The sequence below is a fragment of the Ruegeria sp. B1 genome (assembly GCF_056535885.1).
Window position 1 is genome coordinate 4,178,173 of sequence record NZ_JBQFJA010000001.1, and the last position, 18,851, is coordinate 4,197,023.

Annotated in this window: 15 protein-coding genes and 2 pseudogenes; 8 read left to right on the plus strand and 9 right to left on the minus strand. The window is 56.0% G+C overall.

Annotation, left to right across the window (positions count from 1 at the left end; all coding sequences use genetic code 11):
- Window positions 1-8: 8 nt before the first annotated feature.
- A complete protein-coding gene (locus tag ACR3ES_RS20690; RefSeq protein ID WP_480424370.1) occupies window positions 9-725 on the minus strand; it encodes a HupE/UreJ family protein in 717 nt (238 codons plus the stop codon).
- Between the two features lie 141 nt (window positions 726-866).
- On the opposite strand from ACR3ES_RS20690, the gene ACR3ES_RS20695 reads away from it, so the two are divergent.
- Window positions 867-1,058, plus strand: a complete 192-nt coding sequence (locus ACR3ES_RS20695; protein WP_480493557.1) for a hypothetical protein — start codon at window positions 867-869, stop codon at window positions 1,056-1,058.
- Window positions 1,059-1,168: 110 nt separating this feature from the next.
- On the opposite strand, the gene dmeF is transcribed toward ACR3ES_RS20695, so the two are convergent.
- Both dmeF and ACR3ES_RS20705 read right to left on the minus strand, forming a co-directional pair.
- The gene (gene dmeF / locus ACR3ES_RS20700; protein WP_480424373.1) at window positions 1,169-2,131 is read right to left on the minus strand and encodes a CDF family Co(II)/Ni(II) efflux transporter DmeF; all 963 of its coding nucleotides are present in this window, start codon (window positions 2,129-2,131) and stop codon (window positions 1,169-1,171) included.
- Between the two features lie 29 nt (window positions 2,132-2,160).
- Window positions 2,161-2,433 carry a metal/formaldehyde-sensitive transcriptional repressor gene (locus ACR3ES_RS20705; RefSeq protein WP_480424375.1) on the minus strand — a complete coding sequence of 91 codons (273 nt, stop codon included), beginning with the start codon at window positions 2,431-2,433 and terminating at the stop codon, window positions 2,161-2,163.
- Window positions 2,434-3,305: 872 nt separating this feature from the next.
- Here ACR3ES_RS20705 and ACR3ES_RS20710 point away from each other — a divergent pair.
- A pseudogene (locus ACR3ES_RS20710) lies at window positions 3,306-3,464 on the plus strand (transposase); the annotation flags it as partial.
- 102 nt (window positions 3,465-3,566) lie between these two features.
- The gene (locus ACR3ES_RS20715) at window positions 3,567-4,595 is read left to right on the plus strand and encodes an IS110 family RNA-guided transposase (protein WP_171567903.1); all 1,029 of its coding nucleotides are present in this window, start codon (window positions 3,567-3,569) and stop codon (window positions 4,593-4,595) included.
- A 445-nt stretch (window positions 4,596-5,040) separates the two neighbouring features.
- Here the strand turns inward: ACR3ES_RS20715 and ACR3ES_RS20720 are convergent.
- The 4 genes and pseudogenes from ACR3ES_RS20720 to ACR3ES_RS20735 all read right to left on the minus strand — a co-directional run bounded on the left by ACR3ES_RS20720 (window position 5,041) and on the right by ACR3ES_RS20735 (window position 10,087).
- A pseudogene (locus ACR3ES_RS20720) lies at window positions 5,041-5,721 on the minus strand (IS6 family transposase).
- 161 nt (window positions 5,722-5,882) lie between these two features.
- On the minus strand, window positions 5,883-7,358 hold the full coding sequence (locus ACR3ES_RS20725; RefSeq protein WP_480424378.1) for a putative bifunctional diguanylate cyclase/phosphodiesterase: 1,476 nt from the start codon (window positions 7,356-7,358) through the stop codon (window positions 5,883-5,885).
- A 720-nt stretch (window positions 7,359-8,078) separates the two neighbouring features.
- Window positions 8,079-8,792 (minus strand): substrate-binding periplasmic protein, encoded by a 714-nt coding sequence (locus ACR3ES_RS20730; RefSeq protein WP_480426408.1) that lies wholly within the window; start codon window positions 8,790-8,792, stop codon window positions 8,079-8,081.
- Window positions 8,793-9,469: 677 nt separating this feature from the next.
- Entirely contained in the window at window positions 9,470-10,087 is a 618-nt protein-coding gene (locus ACR3ES_RS20735) for an exonuclease domain-containing protein (RefSeq protein ID WP_480424380.1), read from the minus strand.
- A 102-nt stretch (window positions 10,088-10,189) separates the two neighbouring features.
- On the opposite strand from ACR3ES_RS20735, the gene ACR3ES_RS20740 reads away from it, so the two are divergent.
- Both ACR3ES_RS20740 and ACR3ES_RS20745 read left to right on the plus strand, forming a co-directional pair.
- The gene (locus ACR3ES_RS20740) at window positions 10,190-10,735 is read left to right on the plus strand and encodes a TrkA C-terminal domain-containing protein (protein ID WP_480493555.1); all 546 of its coding nucleotides are present in this window, start codon (window positions 10,190-10,192) and stop codon (window positions 10,733-10,735) included.
- Between the two features lie 64 nt (window positions 10,736-10,799).
- A complete protein-coding gene (locus ACR3ES_RS20745) occupies window positions 10,800-12,185 on the plus strand; it encodes an IS1182 family transposase (protein WP_170437437.1) in 1,386 nt (461 codons plus the stop codon).
- Between the two features lie 156 nt (window positions 12,186-12,341).
- On the opposite strand, the gene ACR3ES_RS20750 is transcribed toward ACR3ES_RS20745, so the two are convergent.
- Both ACR3ES_RS20750 and ACR3ES_RS20755 read right to left on the minus strand, forming a co-directional pair.
- Window positions 12,342-13,709 (minus strand): sensor histidine kinase, encoded by a 1,368-nt coding sequence (locus tag ACR3ES_RS20750; RefSeq protein ID WP_480424383.1) that lies wholly within the window; start codon window positions 13,707-13,709, stop codon window positions 12,342-12,344.
- Entirely contained in the window at window positions 13,706-14,374 is a 669-nt protein-coding gene (locus ACR3ES_RS20755) for a response regulator transcription factor (RefSeq protein ID WP_170436490.1), read from the minus strand. The genes ACR3ES_RS20750 and ACR3ES_RS20755 overlap by 4 nt, the downstream gene beginning before the upstream one ends.
- A 139-nt stretch (window positions 14,375-14,513) precedes the next feature.
- On the opposite strand from ACR3ES_RS20755, the gene ACR3ES_RS20760 reads away from it, so the two are divergent.
- The 3 genes from ACR3ES_RS20760 to ACR3ES_RS20770 all read left to right on the plus strand — a co-directional run bounded on the left by ACR3ES_RS20760 (window position 14,514) and on the right by ACR3ES_RS20770 (window position 18,808).
- The gene (locus tag ACR3ES_RS20760; RefSeq protein WP_480424386.1) at window positions 14,514-15,602 is read left to right on the plus strand and encodes a tricarboxylate transporter; all 1,089 of its coding nucleotides are present in this window, start codon (window positions 14,514-14,516) and stop codon (window positions 15,600-15,602) included.
- Between the two features lie 76 nt (window positions 15,603-15,678).
- On the plus strand, window positions 15,679-17,709 hold the full coding sequence (locus tag ACR3ES_RS20765) for a tripartite tricarboxylate transporter permease (protein WP_170436498.1): 2,031 nt from the start codon (window positions 15,679-15,681) through the stop codon (window positions 17,707-17,709).
- A gap of 10 nt (window positions 17,710-17,719) precedes the next feature.
- Window positions 17,720-18,808: a 4-oxalomesaconate tautomerase gene (locus ACR3ES_RS20770; RefSeq protein ID WP_170436500.1), complete on the plus strand. Its 1,089-nt coding sequence runs from the start codon at window positions 17,720-17,722 to the stop codon at window positions 18,806-18,808.
- The last annotated feature ends 43 nt before the right edge of the window (window positions 18,809-18,851 follow it).

Here is an 18,851-nt window from a genome sequence, read left to right on the forward strand (position 1 = left end):
GCTGTTCCTTATGCGGCCACGAAGTAGCCGGTGAGTTGGTATCCCATCAGCACAAAGCCGATGGTCATCATGACGACATTGACGGAGTAGGCTTGTTCGAAAAACTTGGCGCTCTTGCGCCAGTACCCCATGACGATCAGGATGGCTGCAAGCGCCAGAAGTTGACCGATCTCCACGCCAACATTGAACGCCAGAAGGTTGGGCAGCAGTCCGTCCGGTGCGATCTGGTAGTCCAGTATCTTCGTGGCCAAGCCAGTGCCGTGAAACAGGCCGAAGATGAAAGTCGCCGCCTTGGTGTTGGGCTGGAAACCGAACCACCGCTGGTAGGCCCCAAGGTTGTCGAGCGCCTTGTAGACAACGGACAAACCGATGATGGCATCGACAATGTATGAACTGATGCCCCAGCCAAACCAGACGCCCGCGAGCATCGTGATCGAGTGCCCCAATGCAAAGAGGCTCACGTATACTGCAACGTCTTTTGACCGATAGAGGAAGAAGACGACGCCTAGTAGGAACAGGATATGGTCGTAGCCCGTGACCATGTGTTTGGCCCCGAGATACATGAAGGGGATGATGTGCACACCCCATATTTCTTGGATGTAGCCAGCATCGCCGGGCGTCACATCATGCGCCATGGCTGCACTGGTCGATAGTAGCAACATGGATATTATGAAAAAGGCGAGACGCTTAGAACTGCGCCTGACGCCCTCATTGAGGGTTCTCATGGATTAACTCCGCTTAGTAGTTGGATTGATCAGTAGTGCGCGAGAGCCGCGCAGTGCCGATCAAGCGCGCGGAGGTCGGTCTATGCGGAACTGACGGGTTGGGCCATTGACTGAAGGCAGCCGTACCCGCGCCTCACCTGTGTGCAATTCAGGAGCGGTGCCGGGACCACTGGAGAGAAAAGCTTGGTTGTGATCGTGATCAGCTACATCGTGACTGTGGCCGTGCACCGCCCAAAAGAGGTCTTCTTCGAACCCGTGCGAATGGCCATGATCCTCGACCATTTCCAGATGATCTTGGATCGTCTCAAAAACCGCTGGTGCGTGCGAGAATGATGGCGTTACGGACCAAACCACCAACGATAGACAGAGGGCAGCTAGGCCAACTCTCTGAATGTGCTCGTAAGCCTGTTTCATTACATCTATCTGCCCGGTGAGTGCAGCCTTTATGCGGCTGCCATGATTTTGTTCACTTCTACCGTAGTGTGCGCCACGTGGTCAATTCCACCTATCAGGCTCTTGTATTCGTCTGGTGATCTTGGAACTGTTGAAGCGACCGAAACGATGACTGAATAATATCCCGGGCCAACCTGCCAGATGTGCAGGTCAGTGATCTCGTCAGTATCGCTTTCGATTGCATCACGCACGTCCGACTCAAGATGCCCATCGTCGGGGGTCCGATCCAGTAGGACGCCACCCGTATCGCGGATTAGCCCCCACGACCAACGCGAGATCACAATCGCACCAACAATACCCATCAACGGGTCAGCCCAGAACCACCCGTAGGCACGTCCCAACAGAAGGGCGACAATCGCAAGAACAGAGGTTAGGGCATCCGCCAAAACGTGCAGATAGGCTGCGCGCAAGTTGTTGTCTTGTCCGTGGCCACGACCGTGGTGGTGGTCATGATCGTGGTGATGGTGTCCATGCCCACGATGGTGGTGATGATGGTGGTCATCGCGCAGAAGCCATGCGCTTGCTAAGTTGACGATCAATCCAACGACCGCGACCATAATGGCCTGATTGAAGCTGATTGGTACTGGCTCCACGAGCCGCAGCACACTTTCCCAACCAATCAAGAGAGCGATCAGCACCAGCACTACAGCGCTCGCAAAGCCAGCCAGATCACCAACCTTACCTGTACCGAAGCTAAAACTACGGTTGTTGGCGTTCTTCCTTGCATAGCGATAGGCCAGGACCGCGATCAGCATCGCCCCGGCGTGCGTGGACATGTGCCACCCGTCAGCGATGAGCGCCATTGAACTGAACCAATGCCCTGCTGTGATCTCAACGACCATCATCGTGGCAGTCAGTGCAATCACAAGCCAAACCTTGCGCTCGTTGCGTTGTTGATTTGCGCCAAGAAAGACATGCTCATGGGTGAGCGCCGATACATCTTGATTGCTCATGGCAGGTCCTTTCGGTGTAACCGCGCTTGCTACTTCAAATACGACTTCAAAATATGGATCATCTCTTCCGCGCCCTTTTCACGAGCAGCGCCATCGGCAGCGTCAACAACATGATTGCGAAGATGTTCTTCGAAGACTTCGTTGGTCAGACCCGTCATTGCCCCGCGAATGGATGCGATCTGCCGGAGCACTTCAGCGCAATCGGCCTCTGCTTCCAGTGCGCGCTCAATGCCTTCGACTTGACCTTTAATCCGGCGGAGGCGGGCAATGAGCTTTGAGTTGTCACGGCTGAGGTGGCCCATGAAGATATTCCAAATATAGTATAGAGGATTATATTATAGTAAACTGCGGAAACAAGCGTACTTACTAAGGTACAAAAGCTACCGGATTATGTAATGCAGCCACTTGGCGATGGCGCAGTATCAGTGGACAAGGGGCTCAAACCGGACATGCGGCAGTACGGCAGGCGAAAACACGACCTTGCCCGACGCAAATGACCGCTAAGCGGGACTTAGCTACAATTTGTGTATGGCGCAGCATTGGTCGAACTGGGCTCACCGCGGACCTCGGATGCAGCGCAACATGCTGTGATAAAATTTTCTGGTCAACGTCGGGTTGTCGTTGTGGGCGGGCATGGCGGATCGGAGGATCAACCATGGAAACCCCAAACTTACCTGCCATTCGTGCTCTTCGCCCTGCGTTGAACAAGGGTCACATCGTCGGCCAGAAGCGACCACTGAAACCAAAACATGTCTGGGCAATCCGAGTTCGCCTCAAAGCCTGATAATGTCTTCAGCCCAGCGCCATCTCATTCGTCTGTCCTTGTCAGACTTGCCAACGACCCCGGAAGAAATCCGAGGCCGTATTCTCCTATCACCAGCCAAAATGACCTATTGAAACGTTTAGGTGACGTCGCATGAAACGCCACATCCACATGTAGCGCTCCATTTGACATTACCTACCAACACACGAAAAACCTTTTTGCATCAACACACTCTTATCACATCGGCGCGGTATACTGACCAAAAATTTCAGAGTGAATTACCTTCATTTAGTGAAGCGATCGAAGGCCTCGACGCCCCTCCTTGAAAAGCAAATCGTCACTCGGTTGCTCTAGGTTTTGCTAGAGTCCGAACCAACAATCTGAATAGAAGCGGCGTATCAACGATCAACCGTCCGATACGACAAGCGACGTTACAAACGCCGTAACCGCATTGAGATCATGTTTGGAAGGCTGAAGGATTGGAGACGCGTGGCAATACGATACGACAGGTGCTCGAAGGTCTTCATGTCGGCAATCGCGTTGACTGCACTCGTCATTTACTGGCTATGAGATGCTGTAACGGGGCCTGCGTCACGCACGACCGTTGCCACTTGTCAGACCAGCACGGCGCTGTCGCCATTCCCGTATTGACCCTAGATGGAGGATGACGGGATGAAGCTATTTATCGGATTGGATGTGTCGTTGGCGAAGACCGCAGTGTGCGTGGTAAGCGAGCATGGCCGGATCGTCAAAGAGGCGGAGACTGAAAGTGACCCGGAAGCTCTGGCGCACTGGTTGGACGAACTTGACGGCAGTATCGCAGCGATTGGCCTTGAGGCTGGGCCACTGTCGCAATGGCTGCACAGAGGGCTGACCGAAGCTGGCCTGGAGGCGGTGCTCATGGAAACACGGCAGGTGAAAGGAGCGCTGAAGGCGATGCCGATCAAGACGGATCGGCGCGATGCAGAAGGGATTGCACGCCTTCTTCATCTCGGCTGGTTCCGCCCGGTCCACTGTAAATCCGTCTCTGCTCAGGAAACCCGGGCGGTTCTCGGCGCTCGAAAGGCTATCCAGCAGAACATGATCGCTCTGGAAATGTCGTTGCGCGGACTGCTGCGGAACTTCGGCCTCAAGGTTGGTGCGATCTCCCGCGGCAGGTTCGAGACACGCATTCGGGAATTGGCAGATGGCAATCCGATGCTGGAAACCGCAACAGCGCCAATGCTACGCGCCAGAGCAACGTTGCGACAAGAACTGGCAGCCCTTGAGAAACAGGTACGCCAGCTCGCCCAGGACGATCCAGTGTGCCATCGTTTGATGACAATGCCGGGGATCGGTGCAGTCGTCGCACTGACCTTCCGCGCAGCTGTCGATGATCCAACCCGCTTTCGATCTTCAAAGCGGGTCGGACCGTGGGTTGGCTTGACGCCTTCACGCAACCAGTCCGGAGAACGGGACCTGTCAGGCGGTATCACCAAAGCTGGTGACGTCAATCTGAGGAGGGCGTTGTGCCAGGCCGCAACCGTCATGATGAACCGCGGCCGATCGACATGGCTGAGAACCTGGGGAGCCCAACTCGCGCAGCGGCGCGGACGCAAAATCGCAATGGTCGCCCTCGCACGCCGTATCGCTGTCATACTTCATCGGATTTGGGTCGATGGCACAACCTTCCAATCAGATGCGGCGCCAAACCCTGCCTAACAGGATGACACCCCACCCGTTGCCTGCCTGATCGCAGGCCTTTGAGGTCCCGCAGGGACGTGGTTCCGATGATGCCGTGGTCAGGACAGTCGCCGACTTCAATCAAGCACGCCTATGAGATGGGCACATCGGAATTACATCGAACCAGCATCATGTTGGCAGCCGCCGCGCTGACCACGAACCGAAGCATGTACCCAAAGGATCTCAGCCGTAGGCCGCGACAGAAGCCAGGACCGGCACCAAGAATATCAAAGAACCTCTACGGCGGGTCAATTGTTGTGCGCAAAACCGCTTGACTGGGGTGCCTCCGTTACCGAAGTCCTGACCCTAGACGCACCTATCCTGCGATCTCGGCAAATAGCCTAAAACCAGACGTCGTAGTGCTGGCGAATGGTTCTGTTGCGAAGTTTAGCGAAGTTCAGGGAAATACATCTGACCTGCTTTGTTATGCGAGCAGTTCTCTGAACTGTTGAAAGGAACAGAGCCCGGGCGTGAACCGGCCTTTACGGATCATGTGCGCGACCTCGATGCCCGGGAGAGTCGCTGAAGCCGAAGCAAAAGATTTGAAGCCGAGCATCGGGCGGGTTCGTCTTTTGATGAAACGGTGGTCCTGTTCGACGATGTTATTGAGGTATTTCCGCCTCATCATCTCGATCGGGATCGGACAACCAAAGCCCTTGACCAACTCATTTATCGCCTTGATGCCAGCAGTATTAGCACCGCTTTTGTCAATGACGATCTTCCTCGGAAGCCCGTTGACCTCCAGCATCCTGGCGAAGATCTTTGTCGCAGCCGGTTTGTTTCGTCGCTGCGAAAACATGAAATCAAGCGTTTTGCCGTGCTTGTCGATGGCTCGATAGCGATAGACCCAGTTGCCTTTCACCTTGATGTAAGTCTCGCCCATTCTCCAGGAGCGGTCGCTCGGACCCTTTCGACGGCGAGCGACCTCAGCAATCGCGCTAGAGTATCTTTTCACCCAGCGGTTCAATGTCGTGTGGTCCACCGAAACACCGCGCTCACCCATGATTCTTTCCTGGTCACGGTAGGAAACACCTTATCGGACATAGAAGAATACTGCGAAGAGGATCACATCTTTCGGATACTGCGCGCCTTTGAAAGAGATTATAAGAACAGACTTTCGACTTCAATGCTTGGATATCCATTCACTCGAAGCAATTATGAGCGCCAATAGTCAAAGGTTTGCAGAAAATCCCAGGCAACAAACGTCGGAATCTGCAGGCTCGTCAATCCAGACCCAAAGTTTGCGACACATCCCGCCCGCTGATGTCAGACACCCACTTGGTTAGGGCCATTTTCCTTGCGCTGGCGCATACGAAGGGCGTTCAACTGATCTGCCGCACTGATCGGGCGTGCGTATAAGAACCCTTGATGCGTGGCACAGCCCAGTTCCAACAACAGACGGCGATGTTCTTCGGTTTCGACACCTTCTGCTATGATTTTGATACCTAGGCTCCTGCCTATATCGAGAACGCACGAGAGCAACCTCGAGTTTCTGTCCTCCAACGGTGCTCCAAGCACAAGTTCCTTAGCGATTTTGAGGCGCGATGGGTGCATGTTCATCAGGCTGAAAATTGATGTTTTACCGGTACCGAAATCGTCAATCTCGAGCTCGAAACCAAGCTCTCGGATGTTGTCTATGGTCCAGATCAGTTCAGATGAAGGGGTATCAAGAGCGGTTGTCTCAAGTAGCTCAACGGCGACCGGCACGTCAATACCGTCACGCAGCATGCGTAGGCGATCGATCAAGCCGTCATCCCTTAGATGATCTGCGGACAGATTCAGCGACATGTGGGGGACGGCAATATCCTGCGCCTGCGCATCTTTTAGAAAGGTCGCGCATTTTTCGAATATGATACCGTCAATGATACGCACAAGATCGTTTTCTTCTGCTGTCGGCATGAAGTCCTGCGGGCAAACAATTTCGCCATCTGGTTTGCACCATCGCGCGAGTGCCTCCATGCCGACAATTTCCCCGGTATGGGCATCGACTTGAGACTGAAAAAAAGGCTCGAATTGCCGGAGGTCAATGGCTTCAACAATATCGCTGATGATCTTACGCCGGTTTCGGACACGCTCCTGGATCTTCTCACTTGAAAGCACGGTGCGATTTTTGCCTTTGTGCTTGGCTTCGTAAAGTGCTTCGTCGGCTGCTCCGGTCAGTGTTTCCAACGTTGTTGAGGAGGTGCATTCTTCCCATGCCACCCCAATACTTGCAGTCACCACATCGCTCACGCTGGAACGCTCATGGGGAATTGCCAGCTCTTTCAGCGCCTGGTGAATGCGGTCCGCGAACGCGTTACTATCCCGAAGCGACACATCCCTGAGCAAACAGATGAACTCCTCACCACCATAGCGGGCGACGAGCGTGAAATCGTCATCGACCAGATCGCTCAACATCGTCCCAATCGAAATCAGGCAGCTGTCCCCAGCCTGGTGACCATAATGGTCATTGTAAGGTTTGAACTGGTCGAGATCGATCATAATCAGGGTGATCGACCCCGCGCACTCCTTAGCTTCGGTCAGGTTGCGGACCGCCAACCGGTCGAACGCCCCGCGATTGGTCAGGCCGGTCAGGGGATCGCGATCAGCCTGGCGTTTAAGCGCCAGATTGGCAGCATGTAGTTCTTCGGTGCGTTTTTCAACCGCCTCTGACAGCTCAGACGAGCGCTGGCTTAACTCAGAATTGTCCTTCCTGACTTCAAGGCTTTCACTCTCGAGATCACGGATGGCCAACTCAGCCATGCCTGACATCTTGACAATCTGGGCACCCAAAGCGTCAAGCTCAGTGTTGCACAAGAATTTTGGGGGCCTTGGCACCATGACCTCACCGGACCCGGGCCGCCACTGAGAAGCTGCATTCGCAAGTTGCAGGATGTGGCGGGTCAAAGCGGTATAGGCCAGCGCCACCAGCGCTAAGCCGAACAAAAGGTTCTTGATTGTCGACAGCAGGAAGAATGAGATCATTCGGCGCACAATTGCGGGTGGCACGATCGAGCGGTCAACAACGATGGTCAATTCACCAATGATTTCGGTGCTCCCAACATCAGGGCTCCGCAACACGCGGGTCAACGTAATTTCGTCACTTTTCCCGATCAGCCCGATGTTCGGCAAGGTGGGGGCCAAGATGCGACTCCGCTCTACCATCACGTCGTCGCCGTTCAAAATGGTGGCCGACCGGATTGCACGTTGGGTGAACAGGCCAACCACTGCTTGTTCCGCTGCTTCGTCGTAGAAGTTATAGACTGCGGAGGCAGCGGACGGGGTTATACTGTCAAGAAAGGCTTCAGCCGATTCTTCGACGGCGTTCTTTTGCTGCTGAAGGTCCAGGGACAGCTGGATCAGCGCTGCAAGCAATCCCAATGCCAACGCCAAAAAAAGCGTGATTCTCAGCAAAACCTCGCTGAGCGCTCGCTGCCGTCCCAAGGACCGCATTTGCTGACGTTTGGTGTAAAACATGTAAGCTCAGTTGAACAGCTGCAGCACTGCATTCTGAAGAGCTTCGGCAACCGCTTCGGCGCCCGGCTTGTTGCGCGAAACAAGTATAAAGCCACCGCTAATCACAAGTGCTGTGTCCAGCACTCTCAGTTGCGCTTGTTCACTTTCCGAGAATATCTCACCGATCATATGCCAACCCGCCGGTTCGGTCATCGGAAGAATATCGATGCGGCCGGCAAGCAATTTGCGCAGATTGGCCTCGTCCGTTGCTGCTTCTGACAAAGTCAGCTGCCCGCCGGCCCCCATCTCCCAAAGCTCTGGTGTATAGGTATAGCCCGGCACGACCCCGATGCGCAGCCCGGCCAGATCCTCTAAGTCGGTCCAATCCACGATATCTGAGTCCACACGCGTAAAGAATACTTCTCGCTGTTCCATAACCGGTCCGACATGAATGAAGTACTCTTCGCGCTCTGTGCTGTAATGCCAATAGGACGTCGCATCATACTTGCCGCGCCGTGTCGCTTCGAGCGTGCGTTTCCAGGGCATGTAGTGGAATTCTACATCAAAACCGGCATGTGCGGCAATTTCACGAAGGCTTTGGTTCACTGTCCCGCCATTTGGTAAATCCTTACCGGTGAACGGTGCGAAGCTGCCGGTAGCGATCAATAGAGTTTTTGATTCAGAATGTGCAGCAGCCGCGATTGTCAAACTGGCACCCAGAACCAAAGACAAAATGCGCATTCTCAATGCTCCGCTTCTTGTTGATCTGAATCGACCATAGACGAAGGGATTTGAGATTTGGTTGCAATCGAAAGGTAAATAAAAACCGCTATACTTTTAGCCAGAAAGGGTGTGTCGTAAATTCTGGCGCCCGATTGACTGGCGAGTAGAATTTGACGTTTGTTCCTGTCGAATAGTTTCCGAGCAGGTTTCAGAATGGTCTCAACGAAAAGCTGCCGCTTTCCCAAGGAAGCGGTTTTGTATGCCGTGTATTACAGACCTTCGGCGTTGGCGGGGCCGATGACCGCTAGCCGCCTCTCTTATCAAAGCCTGATAATTTCTTCAGCCCCGCGCCGTCTCATTCGTCTTTCCTTGGTAGACTTGCGAACGGCTCCGGAAGAAATCCGAGGCCGTTTTCTCATATCACCAGCCCAAATAACCTATTGAAACGTTTAGGTCATGTCGCATGAAACGCCACAATCTGTAAAATGACCCATAGTTTGCCCATTCGATAAATACTTTTTCACGCAAATCATAGCCTTAACCAAGACCCATCTTTGAATGTTACTCTTTGGCGTCCATAAAATACACATAGCATGTACATTAAGTCTAAGTACTATTTCTCATGAGATTTGAGCCCTCAGTTTGCGCTGATGGTTGTTTTGATGCCTTACGGCCCACGAAGTCGCCCTCTCGCATCACTGAAAATCAAAGACCAACTGCTGTGAGTTATTCAGCAGCCTGATTTTTCGCCCCATTGATGCTTCTGCTTTCAAAGTAACTTCGGCAGCAGCACGTGCATCTTCTCCGGCATCATGGTGTTTTAATTGAAGCCCTAACACCTTTTTGAGATTGGCCAGACCATGCCCACCATTGTCCCGTAACTCCGGCCAGGCTCGGCGAGCGATGGCAACGCTGTCTGACCATACCGACTTCAACACTTGAAGCCCTGCAAGTCGGCACGCTGCATCAAAGGCTTTCTCATCGTAACGGCTATGTTGAATAAGCGGATACGCTTCAAGAACCGGACGCAGGTCTGGCAATACTTCTGCAAACTTGGGGGCGTTTTTGACAGTTGCACCATCAATGCCATGCAATCGGGTATTGCCCGCAGCGAATGGCGTGCAGGGATCGATGTATGCATTACAAGTTACAATTGAGCTGTCAAACCCAACAAACGCGAGGCCGATTTGACGGATGCTCGCGATATCGTACCCGGCAGTCTCGACGTCCACAGCTATGAACCTAAGATTGTCGCTTAGAGGTTCGGCCTGATTGAAAAAGGTTGATAAAGACAAAGATGCAGCATCGGCCATGATAACGACTTTCACACGCTTGCTGACCAAAAGCCATGGGTTTTTGCCCGGATTCGCCTGGATCAGAACGGGAAGTTGAACGCAGCGTTGTACCGGCCAACAATGCAATTCGTGGTGGGTGACGTTCTGCTGTTGCTACGTGATCCAAAGCAACAGAACCTGCTGGTGCAGTGCGAAGGCATACGGCGTGCACCCAAGGTCATCTACCGCATGGATGAATGGATGGATACGCTGGGCTTTGCCGGAGTGCTGGTCCACCCCGAGGCCACGATCCTTGGACAGCCTGCACAGACTGCGCTTGACGCTCTACCGGGTCAGATAGCCGTGGTCGGAATCATGCGCCATGGTAAGACCATCCCGGAGGCCGGGTCTTGCACACTGAGGCCCGGAGATCGGTTACTGGTGGCTGCAAGATGGGGCAAGCTGGACGATCTGTTCAGACATCACGACCCACTGGTTCTGGCCCGCCATCGCGATCGTTCTGGGAATGGTTCTGCTGAGTGTGTTCGAGGTAGTCCCTGTGACTGTTGCGGTCGTATTTGCGGCGCTGGCCTCAGTTCTGCTGCGCTTGCTGCCTGCCGAAGACGCGTACCGGGCCGTCAAGTTACCCAGACCGCCGTGCCCGGCACCTCGGGTATATTTCGTTGAAAAACTCTTGGTTGATTGAGTGGTAAGTCGCTGATTCAATTCGTCCTGTAGGGAGGAATTGGCGATGATGGGACCGAGGCAGGAAGCGCAGGCGGCGTTGTTCTACGAGTTCTCGCTGGAAGATCATGTCCCGCAAGATCACCTGCTGCGCTCGATTGATCGGTTCGTCGATCTTGGCAGCATCCGGTCGCATCTGGCGGAGTTCTACAGCCATACTGGACGCCCCTCGGTTGACCCCGAGTTGCTTATCCGAATGCTACTCGTGGGCTACTGCTTCGGGATCCGGTCCGAGCGGCGGCTTTGTGAAGAGGTTCATCTGAACCTAGCCTATCGGTGGTTCTGTCGGCTCGATCTGAACGACCGTGTGCCGGATCATTCCACATTCTCGAAGAACCGGCATGGGCGGTTCCGCGAAAGCGAACTGCTGCGCTACCTGTTCGAGATGACCGTGGCACACAGCATTGAGGAAGGCCTCGTCAGCGGTCAGCGTATGGCCATCGATGCAAGCTTGATCGAAGCCGATGCCAACAAGCAGAACTCAACGCCGAAGGAAGAGTGGGACGCCTCAACCGTTGATCCGACCGACGCGCCCCGCGCCGTCCGCGAGTATCTCGACACGCTGGACGAGGCTGCGTTCGGCGCTGCCAGCGAGGTTCAGCCCAAGTTCACATCGCATTCCGATCCGGCGAGCCAATGGACCGCAGCCCGCAAAGGCCCTGCATTCTTTAGCTATTCCGACAACTACCTGATCGATACAGATCACGGAGTTATCATCGACGTCGAAGCCACCAGATCAATCCGTCAGGCTGAGGTCGGATCGACCAAGACCATGTTGAACCGAGTAAAGGAACGGTTCGATCTGCATCCGGAGAGACTAATCGCGGACACCGCCTATGGCACCGGCCCACTTCTGGGCTGGCTGGTTGATCGCAAGATTGCGCCGCATATCCCGGTGTTCGACAAGTCCGGTCGCAATGACGGCACCTGGACCCGCGCCGACTTCGAATGGGATGCTGAGAATGACCAATACATCTGTCCCGAAGGTCACGCCCTCAAGCAGTTCCGCCGCAACTACTCAGACCCCAACCGCGGTCCGACGGGCAAGGGCACCGCTCGCTATCGCGCTCTGAAAGAGGTCTGTCAGGTCTGCCCATCGAAAACCAAGTGCTGCCCCAACGCGGATGCCCGCAAGATCAGCCGCGAAGAAACAGAAGACGCCCGCCAGGTGGCTCGAGACATTGCCAAGACCCGCCAGTACGACATCTCAATGAAGCTCAGAAAGAAGGTGGAAATGCTCTTCGCCCACCTCAAACGCATTCTCGGCCTGGGTCGGCTCCGATTACGTGGCCCATGCGGCGCAAACGACGAATTCCTCCTCGCCGCCACCGCCCAGAACCTCCGCAAACTGGCCAAGATCTTTCCCGCACCGCAGCAAACACGTAAAGCCTGATCAGAAAGGCACTCGCGCTCGGTTCAGCACACCACTTTCTGCGTCCGCAACACGTTGTTTTTCCACAGAATCGGTAGAAATCGGTCATTCGCTGCAATCGCAAAAATTCGCTTTGATTGTGACAGGTCTCGGGCTCCGAGCAGAAATAGAAACGAACTACAGGGCTATGGGAAGCTGAAGCGTAACGCTTGCTCCTTTTTCGACTTGGTTGATCGCGACCACTCCTCCGTGACGCTTCGCGACAGCTGAGACAATCGACAACCCTAAACCGCTACCTTCGGAATATTCCAGCTGCGAAAATCGACTGAAAACGGCTTCGCTTTGGTCGGGTGAAAGGCCGGTTCCGTCATCAGATACGGTTAGTTTGACGTTCCCCGCGTCACAACGCAGTACAACTGATATTTGACTCAGTTTAGCGCCGCCGTGCTTAAGCGCATTGTCCAGCAGGTTTTTGATAGCCTCTGCCAAAAAGATCCGATCTCCCGAGACCAAGATTGTTGGTTCTGGCAATGTGACTTCAAAATCGATCCCTTTTGTGAGGATATGAACGCCCATGTCAGCGCAGGCCTCTTCCACAACCGCACGGAAATCAATCTTGTCCATCTGATCCTGATGCGTAGGTTGCCGCAGTCGTTCCAGTGACAATAGTTGTTCCGCCACTGTAGCCGAATTCTTTGCCGCTGCCACCAGCTCGATTATCCGTTTGTCTTTGTCCTCATCTGTTTTTGCATCGCGCAATGCCTCAGCCATGGACTGGACCGCAGCCGCCGGATTTCGCAATTGATGCGCGGCTTCTGAGATAAACACCTGATGGGCGTTGATGCTGTGCTCGACCTGTCCAAACAGCCGGTTCAAGGTCTGAACAATTCCATGAACCTCGACCGGGACCGGGCGTCTGATTTCGCTCAGGTCGTCAGGTGAGCGTAGGTCGATCGCATCCTGCAAATCCAGCAAGGGCCGCAGCCCTCGCGCGACGCCGAACCAAACAACAAACGCAAGCGTGGCCAGCAGGATACCCATCAGGATCGCAGCACGGATCGACAATTCATTCGCAAAGGCGTTGCGGTCCGCGATGCGTTGCCAGGCTGTAACCGTCGCATCGCCCACCAGATTGTCCAATGTGACCCGCTCGGTCATTTTCAGCACGCGCACCGGTTCATCCCGATACAAAGCCTCGAAAAACTGTGGCTGGTACGCGTCTTGTTCAGAGGGTTTTGCAGCGGCCGGAGGATATGCATACCCTGTGACGTAGATGCCACCGGGTCCGGTCACGTGATAAAAAATCTCTCCACCCGATGCATCGCGGATCAAGCTGCGCGTGGTGGGCGACAAGGCATCGCCTTCCGACACCGCAACATCGCGCGAAATGGCCAGACCAGCGGATAACAAGCTGTCGTCAAAAAGCTCCTGCGCCGTTTGCTGGGCGACCGTGTAGCGCCAGTATCCAAGCAGGATTGCCAGCAGCACCAGAGGCGTCAGGATCAGAATAAACAGCCTGAGTCTGAGCGAACCGTACCGGATCACTTCTGCACCTCAAGCAGATATCCAAGGCCACGGGCGGTCTTGATCCGAATGCCAAGGTTTTGAAGGCGCTTGCGCAGTCTTGACACATGCGGCTCGACGGCTGAATCATCGACATCAGCGCCCACGCCGTAGACGTAGTCGGTCAACTGACTCTTGGGAACGATCCTGCCGCGTCGTTCCAGCAAGCACTCAAGCACGGCCATTTCCCGACGCGGCACATCGAGCACTTGGCCCTTTGCGCTGACCTGCCGCGCGGTGCGGTCGAATTCCAGGTCTCCGATGGTCTCTTGCGTGCCGTAGTCCAGTTGTTTGCGGCGGGATAGGGCGCGGATGCGGGCCTCAAGTTCGTCCATCTCGAACGGTTTCACCAAGTAATCGTCAGCGCCCATATCAAGGCCCGAAACGCGGTCGCTGGTCTCGGTGCGCGCGGTCAGCAGGATGACGGGCGCGCTGTCACCCCGGTTGCGAAGGGACCGCAAAATCTCAAGCCCTGACCGACCCGGCAGGTTGATGTCCAGAACGATCAGATCTGCGCCTTCTTGTTCCAGATATAGATCGGCGGCATCGCCATCTGTCAGCACGTCAGCAGCATGGCCCCGATCCCGCAGGCGATAGGCAATGGCGTTGGCGAGGGTCTCATTATCCTCGACGATGACGATCCGCATTCGGGCTCCTGCAAGTTTCGCGCAAGGTTGGCGCTCCATGATTGCCAGATGGGAGGGGGAATCAACCCCACAGTTCTATTTGCAATCACGGTGGTGCGGAGGGCGCTGACGTGGTTGTCTGGTCAACAGGGAGGAACCAATGGCCATTTCAAACTTCACCCGTCGCGCCGTCGTGGGGCTGATCGCCGCCGCCGGACTCGCGGCACCTGCCGCTGCCGAGGTCGATTTCTCGGGCAAGACCATCGAATGGGTCATTCCGTTCTCGGAAACGGGCGGGTCGGCCAAATGGGCCAACTTCTTTGCGCCACTTCTGTCCGAGGCTTTGCCGGGAGAGCCGACCGTGGTGGTCAAGTTCATGCCGGGTGCCGGTTCGACCAAAGGCGCGAACTGGTTTCAGGAGCAGGGCCATGACGACGGTACGCTGCTGTTCGGCACCTCTGGTTCGACACAGTTCCCCTATCTGCTGAGTGACCCGCGCGTGCGCTATGAATACAACGACTGGATTCCGGTAATGGCGTCGGGAACAGGTGGTGTTGCCTATCTAAACGCCGAAGATGGGGCAAAGTTTGATGGCTCTGCCAATGCGTTGAAAGACACCAACTTCATCTACGGTTCGCAGGGCGCGACACGGCTGGATCTGGTGCCGCTGCTGGCCTGGCAGATGCTGGGCATGAATGTGGAACCGGTATTTGGTATCAAAGGCCGTGGTGATGGTCGCCTGATGTTCGAACGTGGGGAGGCCAACATCGACTATCAGACCTCGTCCGGTTATCTGGGCGGGTCGGCCCCGCTGGTCGAGGCTGGTCAGGCCGTTCCGATGATGACATGGGGCGCGCTGGATGCGGATGGCAATATCGTGCGCGATCCGACCTTCCCGGACATTCCAACCTTCAAAGAGGTTTGCGAGGCCACCGATGGGTGCGAAACCAGTGGTGAGGCTTGGGATGCATGGAAGGCCTTCTTCGTGGCAGGCTTCCCGGTTCAGAAGCTGGCCTTCCTGCCCGGTGACACGCCGCAAGAGGTCGTCGACGCCTATACCGCAGCGTTCCAGGCTGTAACCGAGCGGGGCGATTTTGCTGATATTTCGTCCAAACGCGTGGGCAAGTATCCGGTGTTCGTCGGCGACGGCTCAAAAGCCGCGCTGCAAACGGCGACTAATGTGGACGACAACGCCAAGCAATACGTCCTGAACTGGCTGAAAGAGGCCTATGGTGTCGAGCTGAACTAAGCTGACACGTCGTCGCGCGCCCAACGCAGGGCGCGCGCTTTTCTACATCCAAGACAATTTATGAAAGGCGGCCGCTATGGAGGTTTTCGCCACCGCTCTTCCTGCGCTTGGTGACGCGTGGGGTCTGATCCTGCAACCCATCGTTTTGGGGTATCTCATTCTCGGCGTCGTCATGGGGCTGGCTGTGGGCGTCTTTCCGGGGCTGGGCGGCATCGCTGGTCTGTCGCTGCTGCTGCCTTTCATGTTCGGCATGGACCCAATCCTGGGTCTGGCTTTGATGATTGGGATGGTCGCGGTAGTGCCGACTTCGGACACGTTCGCGTCCGTCCTGATGGGCATTCCCGGCAGCTCGGCCTCGCAGGCGACCGTGCTGGACGGCTTCCCCATGGCGAAAAAGGGCGAGGCCGCGCGGGCCCTTTCGGCGGCCTTTTCCTCGTCCCTGTTCGGCGGGCTTGTCGGCGCGACCTTCCTGACCATGTTCATCCTGATCGCGCGGCCCATCGTTCTGGCCTTCGGCCTGCCCGAGATGTTGATGATCACGATTCTCGGCCTGTCGATGGTCGCCATTCTGGCAGGGCGTATCCCGCTAAAGGGCGTAGCTGCCGCCGGTTTGGGCCTGATGGTCGGCACGATTGGCGAGGCCGACGCGGGCGGCTCGCTGCGCATGGCGACCTATGACATTCCCTATCTGACGGACGGTCTGAAACTGGTCATTGTCGGCCTGGGCATCTTTGCGGTCCCCGAGATCGTCTCGCTGCTGCGGCAGGATCGGTCGATTGCCAAAGGGGCCTCTCTGGGCGCTGGTTGGCTGGACGGCGTCAAAGACTGGTTCGCCAATATCTGGCTGTCGGTTCGGTGCTCGATCATTGGCGTGGTTGTTGGCGTCATCCCCGGGCTTGGTGGCTCGGTCGTCGACTGGATCGCCTATGGCCATTCGGTTCAATCCACCAAGGACAAGAGCAATTTCGGCAAAGGCGAAGTGCGTGGCGTCATCGGCCCGGAAAGCTCGAACAACGCCAAAGAGGGTGGGGGACTGGTACCGACCTTGCTGTTTGGCATTCCCGGTTCCGGCTCGATGGCGATTTTCATTGGCGCGGTGGCGCTGCTGGGGTCTGGCGATATCGAGGTCGGTCCGAGCATGCTCAAAGACAATCTCGACATCACCTATTCGATCGTTTGGCTGCTGGCGCTCGCCAACGTGGTGGGCACGATCCTGTGCATCGCGGCCTCGGGCGGCATCGCCAAGCTGACCACGATCCGCTTTACCTATCTGGCCCCGTTCTTGTTCATGCTGATCAGCTTTGCGGCCTTCCAGTCCGGGCAAAACTTCGAAGACTTGCTCGCCCTGTTCGTCATCGGACTGATCGGCATCTTCCTGCGACGATTCGACTGGTCTCGCCCGGCCTTTCTGATCGGTTTCGTTCTGTCGAACCCGGTAGAGAAATTCACCAATCAGGCGTTCCAGATCGCCTCATTCCGGTTCCGCAAGAGCTTTGGCGAGGGGATGGAATATGTCTTCAGCCCTATCGTCATCGTGCTGATCTTGGTCACGGTTGTTTCGGTCATTCTGGGCATCCGGCAGGCCAAGATGATCATGGCCGAAGGTGACGTGCAGGCCGGGCACAAACGCGCGCCGCTGGTGTTCCTGCTGGTGATCATGGCCTATCTCATCGTCGCTTTGGTCAATGCCAACATGATCCCCAACTACAACATGACCGACAAGATCATCCCGCTGGTGATCGGCAGCGTATCGCTGTTCTGTTGCGTGATCCTTCTGATCCAGATGATGCGACGGCCCGAGGGTGACGCGATCTTCGCCGACAAGGAAATCGCCGGTGAGGACGCCAGTGCGCCCCACGGTCTGTGGTCCACTCTGGCATGGTTCGTCAGTTTGATCGCGGCCACGTGGGTGGTGGGCTTCATCCTCGCCCTGATAGGGTTCCTGATCGCCTTTCTCCGTATCCGCGCCGGGTCCAGCTGGCAGATGACTCTGATCCTGACCGCCTGCGGCATCGGGTTCATGTGCCTGATGGCGGGCGCTCTGAACCGCGATTTCCCGCCAGGTCTGTTGCAGGACATGTTCAGCCTGCCCTGGCCGTTGAAGTGAGGGGTTCAAAATGACTCAAACCGCAATCCCTTATATCTTGATGCGTGGCGGCACGTCGAAAGGCCCGTATTTCCGCCGCTCGGACTTGCCTGAGGGTCTGGACGCGCTGGCCGAGGTGCTGATCGCTGCTCTTGGGTCCGGGCAGTCGCTGAACATCGACGGCATCGGCGGCGGCGCGGCGGTGACCACAAAGGTCGCGATGCTGTCGGTCTGCGAGGATGACTGGGCCGATATCGACTATTTCTTTGCGCAGGTCTCGGTCGAGGACAAGCTGGTCGATTTCAAACCGACTTGCGGCAACATCCTGTCCGGGGTTGCCCCTGCGGCTATCGAGATGGGCCTGTTCAAACCGCAGGGCGATGAAACCGAAATTCGCATTCGGGCCGTCAACACTGGGGCTCGGGTCGTGGCCAAGGTGAATACACCCGGGGGCGAATTGACCTATGAGGGTGATGCGGAGATCGCCGGCGTTCCCGGTCATTCAGCGCCTGTGCAGTTGAGTTTCATGGGCGTGGTGGGCTCGGCCACCGGAGCGTTCCTGCCTACGGGCAACCTGCGCGATGCAGTTCAGGGCGTCGAACTGACCTGCATGGATGTCGCTATGCCGATGGCTATCGCCCGCGCCACAGACTTCGGATTGACGGGCTATGAGAGCGCCAAGGAGCTGGACGCAAACCGCGCGTTCTTTGACCGGATGGAGGCCGTTAGGATCGAAGCAGGGCAGCGGATGGGTATGGGGGATGTGTCCAAATCGGTCACCCCTAAGTTCGGCCTTGTTGCTCCGGCCAGAGAGGGTGGAACGCTCGCAGTGCGGTATTTCATGCCGTGGAAAACCCACCCGACCATGGCGGTCACCGGCGCGCAATGCATGGCGTCTTGCGCTTTGACTCCCGGAACCGTCGCCGACGGTTTGCTGGATCGCCCCACGAACAGCCCGGCTGAAGTCGTTCTGGAACACGCCTCGGGCAATATCGACGTGTTGGTGGATTTTTCCACCACCGACGGGTTCACAGTGAACGCGGCGGGTTTGGTGCGGACCGCGCGCAAGTTGGCGGACGGGCATGTTTATGTGCCTGAGTCTGTTTGGAACGGGAGTTGATCAAGTGCAACCCAAATAGTATACTATTGTATATATAATGGGA

Bases quoted from the DNA above. Each gene is read 5' to 3' on its own strand.
- ACR3ES_RS20690 (WP_480424370.1), bottom strand. From the start codon at position 725: ATGAGAACCCTCAATGAGGGCGTCAGGCGCAGTTCTAAGCGTCTCGCC.
- dmeF (WP_480424373.1), bottom strand. From the start codon at position 2,131: ATGAGCAATCAAGATGTATCGGCGCTCACCCATGAGCATGTCTTTCTT.
- ACR3ES_RS20705 (WP_480424375.1), bottom strand. From the start codon at position 2,433: ATGGGCCACCTCAGCCGTGACAACTCAAAGCTCATTGCCCGCCTCCGC.
- ACR3ES_RS20715 (WP_171567903.1), top strand. From the start codon at position 3,567: ATGAAGCTATTTATCGGATTGGATGTGTCGTTGGCGAAGACCGCAGTG.
- ACR3ES_RS20725 (WP_480424378.1), bottom strand. From the start codon at position 7,358: ATGGCTGAGTTGGCCATCCGTGATCTCGAGAGTGAAAGCCTTGAAGTC.
- ACR3ES_RS20730 (WP_480426408.1), bottom strand. From the start codon at position 8,792: ATGCGCATTTTGTCTTTGGTTCTGGGTGCCAGTTTGACAATCGCGGCT.
- ACR3ES_RS20735 (WP_480424380.1), bottom strand. From the start codon at position 10,087: ATGGCCGATGCTGCATCTTTGTCTTTATCAACCTTTTTCAATCAGGCC.
- ACR3ES_RS20740 (WP_480493555.1), top strand. From the start codon at position 10,190: ATGCAATTCGTGGTGGGTGACGTTCTGCTGTTGCTACGTGATCCAAAG.
- ACR3ES_RS20745 (WP_170437437.1), top strand. From the start codon at position 10,800: ATGATGGGACCGAGGCAGGAAGCGCAGGCGGCGTTGTTCTACGAGTTC.
- ACR3ES_RS20755 (WP_170436490.1), bottom strand. From the start codon at position 14,374: ATGCGGATCGTCATCGTCGAGGATAATGAGACCCTCGCCAACGCCATT.
- ACR3ES_RS20760 (WP_480424386.1), top strand. From the start codon at position 14,514: ATGGCCATTTCAAACTTCACCCGTCGCGCCGTCGTGGGGCTGATCGCC.
- ACR3ES_RS20765 (WP_170436498.1), top strand. From the start codon at position 15,679: ATGGAGGTTTTCGCCACCGCTCTTCCTGCGCTTGGTGACGCGTGGGGT.
- ACR3ES_RS20770 (WP_170436500.1), top strand. From the start codon at position 17,720: ATGACTCAAACCGCAATCCCTTATATCTTGATGCGTGGCGGCACGTCG.